We start from the raw sequence: 13,787 nt of genomic DNA, 5'->3' as shown, positions 1-13,787 counted from the left end.
ATTTTTCTCTTCAACCGACCGGCTGTTTGTGTGAAGTGATTCACATCCGCCGTGTCGATGGAGGCGCATTATAGGGATCCCATTTTTTTGCACAAGCGTTTTTTGGATCTTTTTTTCTGTTTGTTGATTTTTCATCCCTTTCGCTCCATTCCTGCGCAAAGTGGCGATTTTTTGATGCTATCTCCCCTTGCACAACGCCGTTAAAGCAACCAAAGTCTTCATGACTATTCATTTATGATGAGGTAGACATGTCTGACACATTACGTCCTTATAAGGATCTTTTTCCTGAAATCGGTCAGCGCGTGATGATCGATACCAGCAGCGTGGTTATTGGCGATGTCCGTCTGGCAGATGATGTCGGGATCTGGCCGCTTGTGGTGATTCGCGGCGATGTGAATTACGTTGCGATAGGGGCTCGTACGAACATTCAGGATGGCAGCGTTCTTCACGTAACCCACAAGTCTCCATCCAATCCACACGGCAACCCATTAATCATTGGCGAAGATGTTACCGTTGGCCATAAAGTTATGCTGCACGGCTGTACCATCGGTAACCGCGTACTGGTCGGTATGGGCTCCATTGTGCTGGATGGCGCGATAATAGAAGATGACGTAATGATTGGCGCGGGAAGCCTGGTGCCGCAGCACAAACGGCTGGAAAGCGGCTATTTATATCTTGGCAGTCCGGTAAAACAGATCCGCCCCCTAAGCGATGCTGAGAGATCGGGCCTGCAGTACTCCGCCAATAACTATGTAAAATGGAAAGACGACTATCTTTCTCAGGATAACCATATCCAACCGTGATCGTCTTCCTGCTGGGCCAGGATTAATGCTTCAGCCTCTTCTTCCAGGTCCCAGCGATACTCACGAAAAATGGCCAGCCATTGCTCCGCTGTTTCTCCACCAAAGCGATACGCCAGTACATCTTTTTTTATTGCACACGTGAGTTGCATCCCATTGACCATGGCGGGAAAGATGACAGCGCTGGCGGCAGTATCCCATTCTTCGCGGTCAGGAAATTGTATGGCCTGGTTCACGCTAATAATTCCTGCTGTAGCAGCTCAATCACTGGCTCGACCTGCGGTAATACACCGTGCCAAAGCAAAACGGCATGTGCAGCCTGCCCCACCAGCATTCCCAGCCCATCTGCGTATCGTTTTGCGCCCTGTTGTACACACCAGGAGAGAAATGGCGTATTCCCTTTTTGATAGAACATGTCATAGCAACAGAGGGAAGGGTGAATAAGTGACGCCGGAATCGCCGGGATTTCGCCCCGTATGCCGCTGGAGGTCGCATTAATAATCAGGTCAAACTCACAACCATGCAGCTTGTCCATATCCGTGGCATGAACGCTGCCGGTATGAGCAAAGATTTTCGCCAACGCTTCGGCACGTGAAGCTGTACGGTTAGTGATAGTGACCGCGCAATCCAAAGAAAGCAGAGGTAACAGCACGCCCCGGGATGCGCCGCCCGCGCCAATCAGCAAAATACGCCATCCTGGGCGGATAAAATTTAACCGTTTGAGATCGCTTAATAAACCGATACCGTCAGTATTGTCGCCAAGCAAACGACCATCTTCCAGCCGCTTTAATGTATTGACTGCTCCCGCCAGCGATGCTCGTTCCGTTAACTCATCCGATCGCGCAAACGCCTCCTCTTTAAAAGGTACTGTGATGTTTGCGCCTTTTCCCCCTGCCGCGAAAAAGGCATCAAGCGTATTAATGAAATTATTAATAGGGGCCAGCACGCGACCATAGGGGTGAACAATATCTAGCTGCTGAGCAAACTGCTGATGAATAAATGGCGATTTGCTGTGAGCAATCGGATTTCCAAAAACAGCATAGGTTTCCATCATATTACCCCTGTCGAAACAGTTCGCCCGTCAGAGCATCGCGAATTTCTGAAGGATTTAAACGCCCACCCGTTGCGCCTTCAACCACCGGAAAATCATCGCCAAATTGCGCACGTACCTCTTCAACGGTACGACATGGCGGTAATCCGCTCAGATTGGCGCTGGTGGAAACCAGCGGTTTGCCATACGCATTGCATAGCGCGACCACCAGCGGGTGGTTGGTAACACGAACGGCCAGGGAATCAAAACGTCCCGTGAGCCAACGCGGCGTTGTCGCGGGCGCAGGAAAAACAAACGTTACCGGCCCGGGCCAGCAATCAAATACCGCTTTACGCTGTGCGGCGGTAAGTATGCTGTCATCAATATAAGGTTTTAACTGCTCAAAGCTGGCGGCAATCAAAATGAGTCCCTTATCGACGGGCCGTTGTTTTAACGCCAGCAGGCGCGTAACGGCTGTTTCACTATCGGGATCGCAGCCGACGCCGAAAACGGCTTCTGTTGGATAAGCGATGACATTTTCTTTATTCAGGAGATCTACCGCTGCGACGATAGATCCTGTTGGCAGGTTATTATTCACTTGTTTATTCCACCGGAACCGGCTTTCCACATTGTTTACTGGCGCAAAAGCGCTTCACGCCCTGCGCGGTTTTCTTTTCGATGAGTAGCGGATAATGGCACTCGGGGCATTCCCCCGCAACCGGTGTGAAGTTAATGACGAACTGACATTCCGGGTAGCGATCGCAGGAATGAAAGATTTTACCGTAACGAGAACGGCGCTGGACCAAATGTCCTTGCTGGCAGGCTGGACAGGCAATCGCCGTTTCATCCGGTTTATCAATAACCACTGTATGTTCACATTGCGGATACTGACTGCATCCGATGAACATGCCAAAGCGCCCCTGACGCAGCACCAGCACGGCGCCACACTCAGGGCACGGTTGCCCCTCCAGAATTTTAACGATATGTCCGTCCGCCTGACTTTTCAGCGGACGAACGTAATCGCATTCTGGATAGCGAGAACAGCCGAGAAACGGACCATGTTTCCCGGAACGAATGACCAGTTCGGCCCCGCACTGCGGGCAGGGCTCATTTTTACGCACCGAAAACAGTGCTGATTTAGCCATATTCACTCATGCAGCATTAACACCTATCAATGCAGCATACCTTCATTTACCTCAAAGAGTAATTCTTCCATTTGCTGATAGGCGTTTTCACAGCCCGGAATGTTGAATAACACCATCAAAATAACCCATTTCAAGTCTTCCAGGTCAAACTCTGCGGTATCCAGCGCCAGCACACGCTCAATCACCATTTCTCGTGTTTCGAGGTTTAGCACCTGAATCTGCTCAAGGAATAACAGGAACCCCCGGCAACTGGCATCAAGCCTTTCACACTCTTCAACCGTATAAATGCGCATTGAAAGAGGGTCGGAAGCAAGTTGCATGGGTTCCGCGAGGCCATCTTGATAGTCAGCGAGTTTTTCCAGCCACAGCAGCGCATTGTAGATGTCTTCGCGATCAAACCCAGCGTCGGTGAGATCACGCTCCAGTCTGTCCTGATCCACGCGCAGCTCGGCTTCGTTATGGATGTATGTTTCAAACAAATACATTAGTACGTCGAACATGGCTTGCCCTCCTTAATCGGACATAGCCGCCGGGTACAGCTGCGATCCATCCTGCTAACTCCAGTTCGAGTAGCTGAGCCACTACCGCTGGCACAGGTTGGCCGGCACGTTCAGCGACGACGTCAACAGGTGTTACCTCATCTCCTACGTTAGCCAGGAGCTCAGGAAATGGCAATGCCGCCTCATCCTGATTTAGTGAATAAAGTGAATTTTCCGCCGTAGTTGGCAACCAGTGTAAGCCGTATTGCAAATTTTCCAGAATATCCTCCGGCGTCGTCACAAGCGTAGCCCCTTGTTTAATTAACCAGTGCGTGCCTTCGCTTCCCGGACTACCGATAGGACCTGGTAATGCAAAAACGTCCCGCCCCTGTTCAAGCGCGCAGCGCGCCGTCACCAACGAACCGCTGCGCAACGCCGCCTCGATTACCAGCACGCCTTTGCTCAGTCCGCTGATGATACGGTTTCTGCGAGGAAAATGTTGCGGTAGCGGAGGCGTTGAAAGCGGAAATTCTGAGACCACTGCGCCGCCGGTGGCAATCACGTTTTCAGCCAGCATGGCATGTCGGCGAGGATAAATCTTTGCCAAGCCACTCCCTAACACCGCTACACTTTTTCCCCCCATACTCACCGCGGCGTTGTGTGCTACGCCATCAATTCCCCGGGCAAGGCCGCTGGTGATCGTCAAACCGCTTTTCGCAAGGCTTTCGCAAAGCAGACGTCCCCAGCGTTCTCCATACCAGGAGTGGCTCCGGCTTCCTACGACGGCAAGTTGGCAGGTATGCAGACAGGCAGGATCGCCGTCAATAAAAATAGCGCCGGGATAATCGTCAATAGCACGCAGTTGGGGAGGATAAATCTCACTATCCGCACACAGAAAATGGTGCTGCGGTAGTTCAAGCCAGCGTAATGTCTCATCAAGCACACCTGCTGGAAGCTGTAAAAAACGTTCAGCCTGCCGCACGGTAAGACCTGCCTCCTGAAGGTGCGTGCGATTTATCTGAGGCTGGCGAATAAGCGAATTCGCCATGTTCAACATCGCCTCGCCATAAAGGTCGCCGACGTACATTAAACGTAACCAAATTTCGGTACGGGCCATCCTTTCCCTCCCCTGCCACAAGCAGTCTGAACAATCTTTGCGATTGGTCACTGATGCTGTCAATCAGGTGGGGATTTGTCTAGAATAGAGGTAATAATCTTTTCAACTCCTGAACACAACTCTGGATAATTATGTCAGTTTTGCAAGTGTTACATATTCCGGACGAGCGCCTTCGCAAAGTCGCAAAGCCGGTTGAAGAAGTGAATGCAGAAATTCAGCGTATCGTCGATGATATGTTCGAAACGATGTACGCGGAAGAAGGTATCGGTCTGGCCGCAACGCAGGTCGATATCCACCAGCGGATCATCGTGATTGACGTTTCGGAAAACCGCGACGAGCGCCTGGTACTCATTAACCCGGAATTGCTGGAGAAAAGTGGCGAAACGGGTATAGAAGAAGGCTGTCTGTCGATTCCGGAACAGCGCGCTTTAGTGCCGCGCGCCGAGAAAGTGAAAATCCGCGCGCTGGATCGCGACGGCAACCCGTTTGAGCTTGAAGCGGATGGTTTACTGGCAATCTGCATTCAGCATGAGATGGATCACCTGGTCGGTAAACTGTTTATCGATTATTTGTCGCCGCTGAAGCAACAACGTATTCGTCAGAAAGTAGAAAAACTCGACCGCCTGAACGCCCGGGCTTAAAGGACAAGAACCAACGTGTCAGATTCACTACGTATTATTTTTGCGGGTACACCTGACTTTGCAGCGCGTCATCTCGACGCGCTGTTAACTTCTGGACATAACGTTGTCGGCGTATTTACCCAACCCGATCGTCCAGCAGGTCGCGGCAAAAAGTTGATGCCCAGCCCGGTAAAAGTGCTGGCGGAAGAAAAAGGCCTGCCCGTTTTCCAGCCCGTGTCGCTTCGTCCTCAGGAAAACCAGCATCTGGTTGCTGACTTACATGCCGACGTCATGGTTGTCGTAGCATATGGTCTGATTCTCCCAAAGGCAGTGCTGGATATGCCCCGTCTCGGATGTATCAACGTTCACGGTTCGCTGCTTCCACGCTGGCGCGGCGCGGCGCCTATTCAGCGCTCACTCTGGGCAGGCGATGCGGAAACCGGCGTCACAATTATGCAGATGGATGTAGGGCTGGATACCGGCGACATGCTGTATAAACTTGCGTGCCCGATTACCGCAGAAGATACCAGTGGCTCACTGTATAATAAGTTGGCTGAACTTGGCCCGCAGGGGTTAATTACCACACTAAAACAACTGGCGGACGGCACAGCGACGCCTGAAGCGCAGAATGAAGCGCTGGTCACTCATGCGGAAAAGCTCAGTAAAGAAGAAGCGCGTATTGACTGGTCTCTTTCCGCAGCACAGCTGGAGCGTTGCATTCGCGCCTTTAATCCGTGGCCAATGAGCTGGCTGGAAATCGACGGCCAGCCGGTAAAAGTCTGGCAGGCGTCCGTCATTGAGGACGCCACGCAGTCGCTGCCGGGAACCATTCTGGCCGCGACGAAACAGGGCATTCAGGTTGCAACAGGCAAGGGGATATTAAATTTGCTTTCGCTTCAGCCTGCCGGCAAAAAAGCGATGAGCGCCCAGGATCTGTTAAATTCACGCCGGGAATGGTTTATTCCTGGTAACCGTCTTGCCTGACGGTCACGTCTTTATAAGCCCGGTGTTACCGGGCATTTTTATTTTATACATATGAAAAAACAAAACAATTTACGTAGTCTGGCAGCACAGGCCGTTGAACAGGTCGTCGAGCAGGGACAATCATTAAGTAATGTGCTCCCGCCGCTGCAACAAAAAGTCGCCGATAAAGACAAAGCGCTACTTCAGGAGCTGTGCTTTGGCGTCCTGCGAACTCTTTCACAGCTGGAATGGCTGATCAATAAGCTGATGTCTCGTCCAATGACCGGCAAGCAGCGTACTGTGCATTACTTAATTATGGTCGGCTTTTATCAGTTGCTGTACACCCGCGTCCCTCCCCATGCGGCGCTGGCTGAAACCGTTGAAGGCGCGGTCGCCATCAAACGTCCGCAGTTGAAAGGGTTAATTAACGGCGTCCTGCGCCAGTTCCAGCGCCAGCAGGAAACGTTGCTTAATGAGTTTGCGACCAGCGATGCGCGCTTTTTACATCCAGGTTGGCTGGTAAAGCGTTTGCAAAATGCTTACCCCACACAGTGGCAACACATTATTGAAGCGAATAACCAGCGTCCACCGATGTGGCTACGTGTAAATCGTACACACCACACTCGCGACGGTTGGCTTGGCTTACTTGAAGACGCAGGCATGAAGGGATATCCGCATCCCGATTATCCCGACGCTGTACGTCTGGAGACGCCAGCTCCGGTACATGCTTTACCCGGTTTTGCTGAGGGTTGGGTAACTGTCCAGGATGCCTCTGCGCAGGGATGTGCGGTTTTTCTCGCTCCTCAGAACGGTGAGCACATTTTAGACTTGTGCGCCGCGCCCGGCGGTAAAACCACGCATATTCTCGAAGTGGCCCCTGAAGCAGACGTGTTGGCGGTTGATATTGATGAACAACGGCTCTCCCGCGTTTACGACAACCTAAAGCGTCTTGGGATGAAAGCGACAGTTAAACAAGGGGATGGGCGTTATCCCGCCCAATGGTGCGGCGAGCAGCAGTTTGACCGTATTCTGCTGGATGCGCCCTGCTCCGCAACCGGCGTCATTCGCCGTCATCCAGATATCAAATGGCTGCGTCGCGATCGCGATATCGCGGAACTGGCGCAATTACAGGCGGAAATTCTTGATGCCGTCTGGCCGCGCCTGAAGCCCGGCGGGACGCTGGTTTACGCCACCTGCTCCGTACTGCCGGAAGAAAACCGCGATCAGATCAAAGCCTTTTTGCAACGCACTCCCGATGCCGCGCTCAGCGAAACGGGAACACCTGATCAGCCAGGACAGCAAAATCTGCCGGGCGGCGAAGAAGGTGATGGGTTCTTTTACGCTAAGCTAATCAAGAAGTGATGAGATAACGGGCCACGACTGATGAAAATTATCATACTGGGCGCAGGGCAAGTTGGCGGAACACTGGCGGAAAACCTGGTCGGCGAAAACAACGACATCACGGTGGTTGATACCAACGGCGAACGGTTACGCAGTTTGCAAGATAAGTTCGATCTACGCGTAGTTCAGGGGCATGGTTCGCATCCCCGCGTGTTGCGCGAAGCGGGCGCTGACGATGCGGATATGCTGGTCGCTGTCACCAGTTCAGATGAAACTAATATGGTTGCCTGTCAGGTAGCCTATTCACTCTTCAACACTCCAAACCGTATCGCCCGCATTCGCTCCCCGGACTATGTTCGCGATGCGGATAAACTCTTTCATTCTGAAGCGGTTCCGATTGATCATCTGATAGCGCCGGAGCAGTTGGTTATCGATAATATTTATCGTCTGATCGAGTATCCAGGAGCATTACAGGTTGTAAACTTTGCCGAAGGGAAAGTCAGTCTGGCAGTAGTAAAAGCCTACTATGGCGGTCCACTAATAGGTAACGCGCTCTCGACAATGCGAGAGCATATGCCGCATATCGATACCCGCGTTGCCGCAATTTTCCGCCATGACAGACCAATCCGTCCTCAGGGCTCGACTATCGTGGAAGCAGGGGATGAAGTCTTCTTTATTGCGGCTTCACAGCATATCCGTGCAGTAATGAGCGAATTACAGCGTCTGGAAAAACCCTACAAGCGCATCATGCTGGTGGGCGGCGGCAATATCGGCGCCGGGCTGGCAAGGCGTCTGGAAAAAGACTATAGCGTTAAATTGATCGAACGCGATCAACAACGCGCCGCAGAACTGGCTGAGAAACTGCAAAACACGATCGTCTTTTTTGGCGACGCTTCCGATCAGGAATTGCTGGCGGAGGAGCATATTGATCAGGTCGATCTCTTTATCGCGGTCACTAACGATGATGAAGCCAATATCATGTCCGCGATGTTGGCTAAGCGGATGGGCGCCAAGAAAGTGATGGTGTTGATCCAACGCCGCGCTTATGTCGATCTTGTGCAGGGTAGCGTTATAGATATTGCGATTTCTCCGCAGCAGGCCACCATCTCTGCATTACTGAGCCATGTGCGTAAAGCAGATATCGTCGGCGTTTCCTCACTACGTCGCGGGGTTGCCGAAGCCATCGAAGCCGTCGCGCACGGCGATGAAAGCACTTCCCGCGTGGTTGGCCGCGTCATTGACGAAATTAAACTGCCGCCAGGCACCATTATTGGCGCGGTCGTTCGCGGTAATGATGTCATGATTGCTAATGACAATTTGCGCATTGAACAAGGCGATCACGTCATTATGTTTTTGACCGATAAAAAGTTTATTACCGACGTCGAACGTCTGTTCCAGCCAAGTCCTTTCTTCCTCTAATTTAAGGGCGCTCATTCAGCGCCCTTTTTAATTCCCTTTATTTATCAAGGTTTAATTTATTTCGCTAAACAGAAGCCGTAAATGGAAAATGCCTTAGCATTTGTTAAACTTATAACGTCAGCTGCATAGGGAGAATAAAAATGAGTTTTATTAAAGAATTTCGCGAATTCGCGATGCGCGGGAATGTTGTGGATTTGGCAGTGGGTGTCATTATTGGCGCGGCATTCGGTAAGATTGTTTCTTCACTGGTTGCCGATATCATTATGCCGCCGTTGGGATTGTTAATCGGCGGGATCGACTTTAAACAATTTGCTTTTACGTTACGCGAAGCGCAGGGAGATATTCCGGCGGTCGTCATGCATTACGGCGTGTTTATCCAGAACGTATTTGATTTTGTGATTGTGGCCTTTGCTATCTTTGTTGCCATTAAGCTTATCAACAGACTCAACCGTAAAAAAGCAGAAGAGCCGGCAGCTCCGCCAGCGCCTTCTAAAGAGGAAGTGTTATTGGGCGAAATCCGCGATCTGCTGAAAGAACAAAATAACCGTTCTTAATAAGCAGAAGGCCAGTGGTAAAAAAGTCACTTACTTTCTTGCCACTGGCCTCCCAGTTCCCTCGATTACCGTGTTTACCTTTACGCAGATAACTTCCTTTGCCTTTCTTATTTTTTTCAACGCGTTGCCTGAACAGTGGATCATGCAGTAATGCCTCAATGGCATTGTCCTTTATCTGCCCTTTCTTATGTTGATAACGACTCATAATGTCTCCCGATTGTATAAATTAACGGCGCGAGTGTAGCCCCGCCGGTTCAATAAATCAACATCCTGATTTCGCTCCACTGGCCCCCTGCTCCAGGGCTTCCAGAATGGAACAATAGACGCTACTGTGGGCCGTTCCGCAACAAGCATCATTAAGCCTTTGTAACGAACGCTGCATCGTTTGCAGTTCCGCAATCCTGGCTTCAACCTCCTGCAATCGCTCTTGCACAATACTTTTTGACTCCTGACAGGTATGGTGCTCAGGATCAATTCGGATCGATAAAAGTTCGCGGATCGAGTCGAGCGTGAAACCTAACTGCCGCGCATAACGAATAAACTTGAGACGCTGCAGATCGTTTTCGGTATATAGACGAAACCCGCCTTCAGTACGTACCTCATGATCCATCATCTGTTGTTTTTCATAGTAGCGAATGGTATCAGGCGTTACGTCTGCCAGCTTTGCCAGCTCACCAATGCGATACATACAAGCTCCGTTAATTATCGTTGATTTTATGCAGCAGTTTTTCTGCATACTCACCGTGTAAAAAGTCGGTACTCAACCCAGCCTGCCGAAGTTTTAGTTCAAGCAGCGAGAGCTGGCGACTAACCTGAGGGTATCGAGGGTCATCTTCCCGGATACTGTTGAGGATATCAAGTAACTGAATAGCGTCTCTGCGCTGCTCCAGTTCAGGGGGAAGACAGCCCGCATTCTTGAGTAAGCGATAACCCGCACGAAGTTCCGCCGGCACATGAGAATCATCATCCAGAATAAGCGGCTCGCCGCGGCCAGGCAGATTATCAAACTCGCCTTTACGCTGTGCCTCGATAATATGACGCTCTGCCCACTGGTCAAGTAACCACATACGTCGCTCCAGGGATTGAACGAAAAGAATACAATTATTGTAGATATGTGGGGTTCAGGAGGGTATAAAAAAACCCGCCGAAGCGGGTTTTTTTACGTTACTACAGATTACTCTGCAGCAGCTTCTGTTTTCTCTGAACGATCAACCAGCTCGATGTATGCCATCGGCGCGTTGTCGCCTGCACGGAAGCCACACTTCAGAATGCGAGTGTAACCACCGGCGCGGCTCGCGAAACGCGGGCCCAGCTCGTTAAACAGTTTTGCCACGATCTCGTTATCACGAGTACGGGCGAATGCCAGACGACGATTAGCAACGCTATCAGTCTTGGCAAGAGTAATCAGCGGCTCAACTACGCGACGCAGCTCTTTCGCTTTAGGCAGGGTCGTCTTGATGATTTCATGACGAACCAGTGAACCTGCCATGTTGCGGAACATAGCCTGGCGATGGCTGCTGTTGCGGTTCAGTTGACGACCACTCTTACGATGGCGCATGACCTTATCCTTCTCAGTAAAACCTTAACCTGTGATCCGGTTACTCGTCAGCGATGCTTGCCGGTGGCCAGTTTTCCAGGCGCATACCCAGAGACAGTCCACGGGAAGCCAGCACGTCTTTAATCTCGGTAAGAGATTTTTTACCCAGGTTAGGCGTCTTAAGAAGCTCAACCTCGGTACGCTGTACCAGATCACCGATATAGTGGATAGCTTCTGCCTTGAGGCAGTTAGCAGAGCGGACAGTCAATTCCAGATCGTCAACAGGGCGCAGCAGGATCGGATCGAATTCTGGTTTCTCTTCTTTCACTTCCGGTTGACGTACATCACGTAAATCAACGAAAGCTTCCAGTTGTTCAGCCAGGATGGTTGCCGCACGACGAATCGCCTCTTCAGGATCGATTGTGCCGTTGGTTTCCATTTCGATGACCAGCTTGTCCAGGTCGGTACGCTGTTCTACACGCGCTGCTTCAACATTGTAGGCAATACGCTCTACAGGGCTGTAGCAGGCGTCGACCAGCAGACGGCCGATTGGGCGCTCATCTTCTTCCGAATGAATTCGGGTAGAAGCCGGCACATAACCACGACCGCGCTGAACTTTGATACGCATACTAATAGACGCGTTTTCATCGGTCAGGTGGCAGATCACGTGCTGCGGCTTGACGATTTCGACATCCCCATCATGGGTGATATCGGCTGCAGTCACAGGGCCAATGCCAGATTTATTCAAGGTAAGAATAACTTCATCTTTACCCTGAACTCTCACCGCCAGCCCTTTCAGGTTGAGCAGGATTTCCAGGATGTCTTCCTGAACGCCTTCTTTGGTGCTGTACTCATGTAGTACACCATCAATCTCAACCTCGGTCACCGCGCAACCCGGCATCGATGAGAGCAGAATACGGCGCAGTGCGTTACCCAGAGTATGGCCGAAGCCACGCTCTAAAGGCTCAAGGGTCACCTTGGCGTGCGTCGAACTCACTTGCTCGATATCTACCAGGCGCGGTTTTAGAAACTCTGTCACAGAACCCTGCATTGTGTCCTCTCTTTGGTACTAAGCTTTACTTGGAGTAAAGCTCGACGATCAGGTGTTCGTTAATGTCCGCAGACAGATCAGAACGCTCAGGCTTACGCTTGTACGTACCTTCCATCTTGCCAGCATCAACTTCCAGCCAGGTTGGCTTTTCACGCTGCTCAGCCAGCTCCAGAGCGGCTTTCACGCGAGACTGCTTCTTCGCTTTCTCACGAATGCTAACAACGTCATTCGGACTAACCTGATAAGAAGCGATGTTAACAACACGACCGTTTACCATAATTGCTTTATGGCTAACCAGCTGACGTGCTTCTGCACGAGTGGCGCCGAAGCCCATACGGTATACAACGTTGTCCAGACGACCTTCCAGCAGAGCCAACAGGTTTTCACCGGTGTTGCCTTTCAGACGTGCTGCTTCTTTGTAGTAGTTACGGAACTGACGCTCCAGCACACCGTAAATGCGGCGAACTTTTTGCTTTTCACGCAACTGCACACCATAGTCAGACAGACGCGGCTTACGCGCACCGTGCTGGCCAGGAGCTTGTTCAATTTTACACTTGGTATCGATCGCGCGAACGCCAGACTTAAGGAATAAGTCGGTGCCCTCACGACGGCTCAGCTTGAGCTTAGGACCCAAATATCTTGCCATTTTCTTTCTCCAACTAACCTGGAAAACGAAGCGTTATACGCGACGTTTTTTCGGCGGACGACAACCGTTATGAGGGATCGGAGTCACATCAGTAATATTAGTGATGCGGAAACCAGCGGCGTTCAGAGCACGAATAGTAGATTCGCGGCCTGGACCCGGACCTTTAACCATAACTTCCAGATTCTTGATACCGTATTCTTTCACGGCGTCAGCGCAACGCTCTGCTGCAACCTGAGCTGCAAACGGAGTGGATTTGCGAGAACCACGGAAACCGGAACCACCGGCTGTTGCCCAACCCAGCGCATTACCCTGACGATCGGTAATAGTCACGATGGTGTTGTTGAAAGAAGCATGGATATGAGCCACGCCGTCAGAGACTTGTTTTCTTACACGTTTACGTGCGCGAACTGGTGCCTTTGCCATTATTCAATCACCCCGATTATTTCTTGATCGGTTTGCGCGGACCCTTACGGGTACGAGCGTTGGTCTTGGTACGCTGACCGCGAACCGGGAGACCACGACGATGACGCAAACCGCGATAGCAACCAAGATCCATCAGGCGCTTGATGCTCATGCTGATTTCACGGCGCAGATCACCTTCAACGACAAATTTGGCAACTTCGTCACGCAGCGTGTCGATTTGTTCTTCAGACAGCTCACTGATCTTAACATTTTCAGCGATACCCGCTGCAGCCAGGATGGCTTTAGAACGGGTCTTGCCGACACCGTAGATCGAAGTTAACGCGATCACGGCGTGTTTCTGATCAGGAATGTTAATGCCTGCTATACGGGCCACTATGCACTCCTACTATTTAATATGTACGTACCATGCTGAAAAGCCCGTTTTCAGGATACTCAAATGGAAACGTACAGACATACAAAAGATTGGCTGGCTAATCTAGCCAGCTCAACCCAACTTTGCAAGAAAAATATGCGAAAAAATCAGCCTTGGCGCTGTTTATGCTTCGGCTCGGCACTGCAAATCACACGGATGACACCATCACGCTTAACGATTTTGCAGTTACGGCATAATTTCTTGACGGAAGCACGAACTTTCATTTTTACTCTCCGTAACTTCTCAGGCG

At 51.0% G+C, this 13,787-nt stretch carries 20 protein-coding genes and 1 pseudogene; 6 read left to right on the top strand and 15 right to left on the bottom strand.

Annotation, left to right across the window (positions count from 1 at the left end):
- Window positions 1-248: 248 nt before the first annotated feature.
- A complete protein-coding gene (locus ACLJPE_RS23015; RefSeq protein ID WP_001285635.1) occupies window positions 249-803 on the top strand; it encodes a gamma carbonic anhydrase family protein in 555 nt (184 codons plus the stop codon).
- Here the strand turns inward: ACLJPE_RS23015 and ACLJPE_RS23010 are convergent.
- The 6 genes from ACLJPE_RS23010 to dprA are packed head-to-tail and all read right to left on the bottom strand — an operon-like array spanning window position 779 to window position 4,571.
- Window positions 779-1,036, bottom strand: a complete 258-nt coding sequence (locus ACLJPE_RS23010; RefSeq protein WP_001070577.1) for a DUF1488 domain-containing protein — start codon at window positions 1,034-1,036, stop codon at window positions 779-781. The two genes, ACLJPE_RS23015 and ACLJPE_RS23010, sit on opposite strands and share 25 nt — an antisense overlap.
- Window positions 1,033-1,851 (bottom strand): shikimate dehydrogenase, encoded by an 819-nt coding sequence (gene aroE / locus ACLJPE_RS23005; protein ID WP_000451207.1) that lies wholly within the window; start codon window positions 1,849-1,851, stop codon window positions 1,033-1,035. Before aroE ends, ACLJPE_RS23010 begins: the two co-directional genes overlap by 4 nt.
- A 4-nt stretch (window positions 1,852-1,855) precedes the next feature.
- The gene (tsaC, locus tag ACLJPE_RS23000) at window positions 1,856-2,428 is read right to left on the bottom strand and encodes an L-threonylcarbamoyladenylate synthase type 1 TsaC (protein ID WP_001063621.1); all 573 of its coding nucleotides are present in this window, start codon (window positions 2,426-2,428) and stop codon (window positions 1,856-1,858) included.
- A gap of 4 nt (window positions 2,429-2,432) precedes the next feature.
- The gene (locus tag ACLJPE_RS22995) at window positions 2,433-2,975 is read right to left on the bottom strand and encodes a type I DNA topoisomerase (RefSeq protein WP_001129712.1); all 543 of its coding nucleotides are present in this window, start codon (window positions 2,973-2,975) and stop codon (window positions 2,433-2,435) included.
- A gap of 26 nt (window positions 2,976-3,001) precedes the next feature.
- On the bottom strand, window positions 3,002-3,475 hold the full coding sequence (smg, locus tag ACLJPE_RS22990) for a DUF494 family protein Smg (RefSeq protein WP_000460663.1): 474 nt from the start codon (window positions 3,473-3,475) through the stop codon (window positions 3,002-3,004).
- Window positions 3,447-4,571, bottom strand: coding sequence for a DNA-protecting protein DprA (gene dprA, locus ACLJPE_RS22985; protein WP_023229225.1), 1,125 nt, complete (start codon window positions 4,569-4,571; stop codon window positions 3,447-3,449). The genes smg and dprA overlap by 29 nt, the downstream gene beginning before the upstream one ends.
- 131 nt (window positions 4,572-4,702) lie before the next feature.
- Between dprA and def the strand changes: the two genes are divergently transcribed.
- The 5 genes from def to mscL all read left to right on the top strand — a co-directional run bounded on the left by def (window position 4,703) and on the right by mscL (window position 9,468).
- Window positions 4,703-5,212, top strand: coding sequence for a peptide deformylase (gene def / locus ACLJPE_RS22980; protein WP_000114987.1), 510 nt, complete (start codon window positions 4,703-4,705; stop codon window positions 5,210-5,212).
- A 15-nt stretch (window positions 5,213-5,227) separates the two neighbouring features.
- Window positions 5,228-6,175 carry a methionyl-tRNA formyltransferase gene (fmt, locus tag ACLJPE_RS22975; protein ID WP_001285165.1) on the top strand — a complete coding sequence of 316 codons (948 nt, stop codon included), beginning with the start codon at window positions 5,228-5,230 and terminating at the stop codon, window positions 6,173-6,175.
- A 51-nt stretch (window positions 6,176-6,226) separates the two neighbouring features.
- Window positions 6,227-7,516, top strand: coding sequence for a 16S rRNA (cytosine(967)-C(5))-methyltransferase RsmB (gene rsmB, locus ACLJPE_RS22970; protein ID WP_023229223.1), 1,290 nt, complete (start codon window positions 6,227-6,229; stop codon window positions 7,514-7,516).
- A gap of 21 nt (window positions 7,517-7,537) precedes the next feature.
- A complete protein-coding gene (trkA, locus tag ACLJPE_RS22965) occupies window positions 7,538-8,914 on the top strand; it encodes a Trk system potassium transporter TrkA (RefSeq protein ID WP_000691374.1) in 1,377 nt (458 codons plus the stop codon).
- A gap of 140 nt (window positions 8,915-9,054) precedes the next feature.
- Window positions 9,055-9,468, top strand: a complete 414-nt coding sequence (mscL, locus tag ACLJPE_RS22960) for a large-conductance mechanosensitive channel protein MscL (protein ID WP_000008119.1) — start codon at window positions 9,055-9,057, stop codon at window positions 9,466-9,468.
- A gap of 1 nt (window position 9,469) precedes the next feature.
- On the opposite strand, the pseudogene ACLJPE_RS22955 reads toward mscL, so the two are convergent.
- The 9 genes and pseudogenes from ACLJPE_RS22955 to rpmJ all read right to left on the bottom strand — a co-directional run.
- Window positions 9,470-9,673 (bottom strand): annotated as a pseudogene (locus tag ACLJPE_RS22955) (alternative ribosome-rescue factor A); the annotation flags it as partial.
- Between the two features lie 57 nt (window positions 9,674-9,730).
- Window positions 9,731-10,156 carry a Zn(2+)-responsive transcriptional regulator gene (gene zntR, locus ACLJPE_RS22950; RefSeq protein ID WP_000285585.1) on the bottom strand — a complete coding sequence of 142 codons (426 nt, stop codon included), beginning with the start codon at window positions 10,154-10,156 and terminating at the stop codon, window positions 9,731-9,733.
- A 10-nt stretch (window positions 10,157-10,166) separates the two neighbouring features.
- The gene (locus ACLJPE_RS22945; protein WP_001608391.1) at window positions 10,167-10,535 is read right to left on the bottom strand and encodes a DUF1992 domain-containing protein; all 369 of its coding nucleotides are present in this window, start codon (window positions 10,533-10,535) and stop codon (window positions 10,167-10,169) included.
- A gap of 107 nt (window positions 10,536-10,642) precedes the next feature.
- Window positions 10,643-11,026 (bottom strand): 50S ribosomal protein L17, encoded by a 384-nt coding sequence (gene rplQ, locus ACLJPE_RS22940; RefSeq protein ID WP_001216370.1) that lies wholly within the window; start codon window positions 11,024-11,026, stop codon window positions 10,643-10,645.
- Between the two features lie 40 nt (window positions 11,027-11,066).
- Entirely contained in the window at window positions 11,067-12,056 is a 990-nt protein-coding gene (locus ACLJPE_RS22935) for a DNA-directed RNA polymerase subunit alpha (RefSeq protein WP_001162094.1), read from the bottom strand.
- 25 nt (window positions 12,057-12,081) lie between these two features.
- Window positions 12,082-12,702, bottom strand: coding sequence for a 30S ribosomal protein S4 (gene rpsD, locus ACLJPE_RS22930; RefSeq protein WP_000135226.1), 621 nt, complete (start codon window positions 12,700-12,702; stop codon window positions 12,082-12,084).
- 33 nt (window positions 12,703-12,735) lie between these two features.
- A complete protein-coding gene (gene rpsK / locus ACLJPE_RS22925; protein ID WP_001029758.1) occupies window positions 12,736-13,125 on the bottom strand; it encodes a 30S ribosomal protein S11 in 390 nt (129 codons plus the stop codon).
- A 16-nt stretch (window positions 13,126-13,141) separates the two neighbouring features.
- Window positions 13,142-13,498 carry a 30S ribosomal protein S13 gene (rpsM, locus tag ACLJPE_RS22920; RefSeq protein ID WP_000090780.1) on the bottom strand — a complete coding sequence of 119 codons (357 nt, stop codon included), beginning with the start codon at window positions 13,496-13,498 and terminating at the stop codon, window positions 13,142-13,144.
- Window positions 13,499-13,644: 146 nt separating this feature from the next.
- Window positions 13,645-13,761 carry a 50S ribosomal protein L36 gene (gene rpmJ, locus ACLJPE_RS22915; protein ID WP_000868187.1) on the bottom strand — a complete coding sequence of 39 codons (117 nt, stop codon included), beginning with the start codon at window positions 13,759-13,761 and terminating at the stop codon, window positions 13,645-13,647.
- Between the last annotated feature and the right edge of the window lie 26 nt (window positions 13,762-13,787).

Source organism: Salmonella sp. SAL04196, from assembly GCF_046550835.1.
Lineage (GTDB): Bacteria > Pseudomonadota > Gammaproteobacteria > Enterobacterales > Enterobacteriaceae > Salmonella > Salmonella enterica.
Note: the sequence above shows the minus strand (reverse complement) of the source record. Positions and strands in the feature narration are given on the sequence as shown.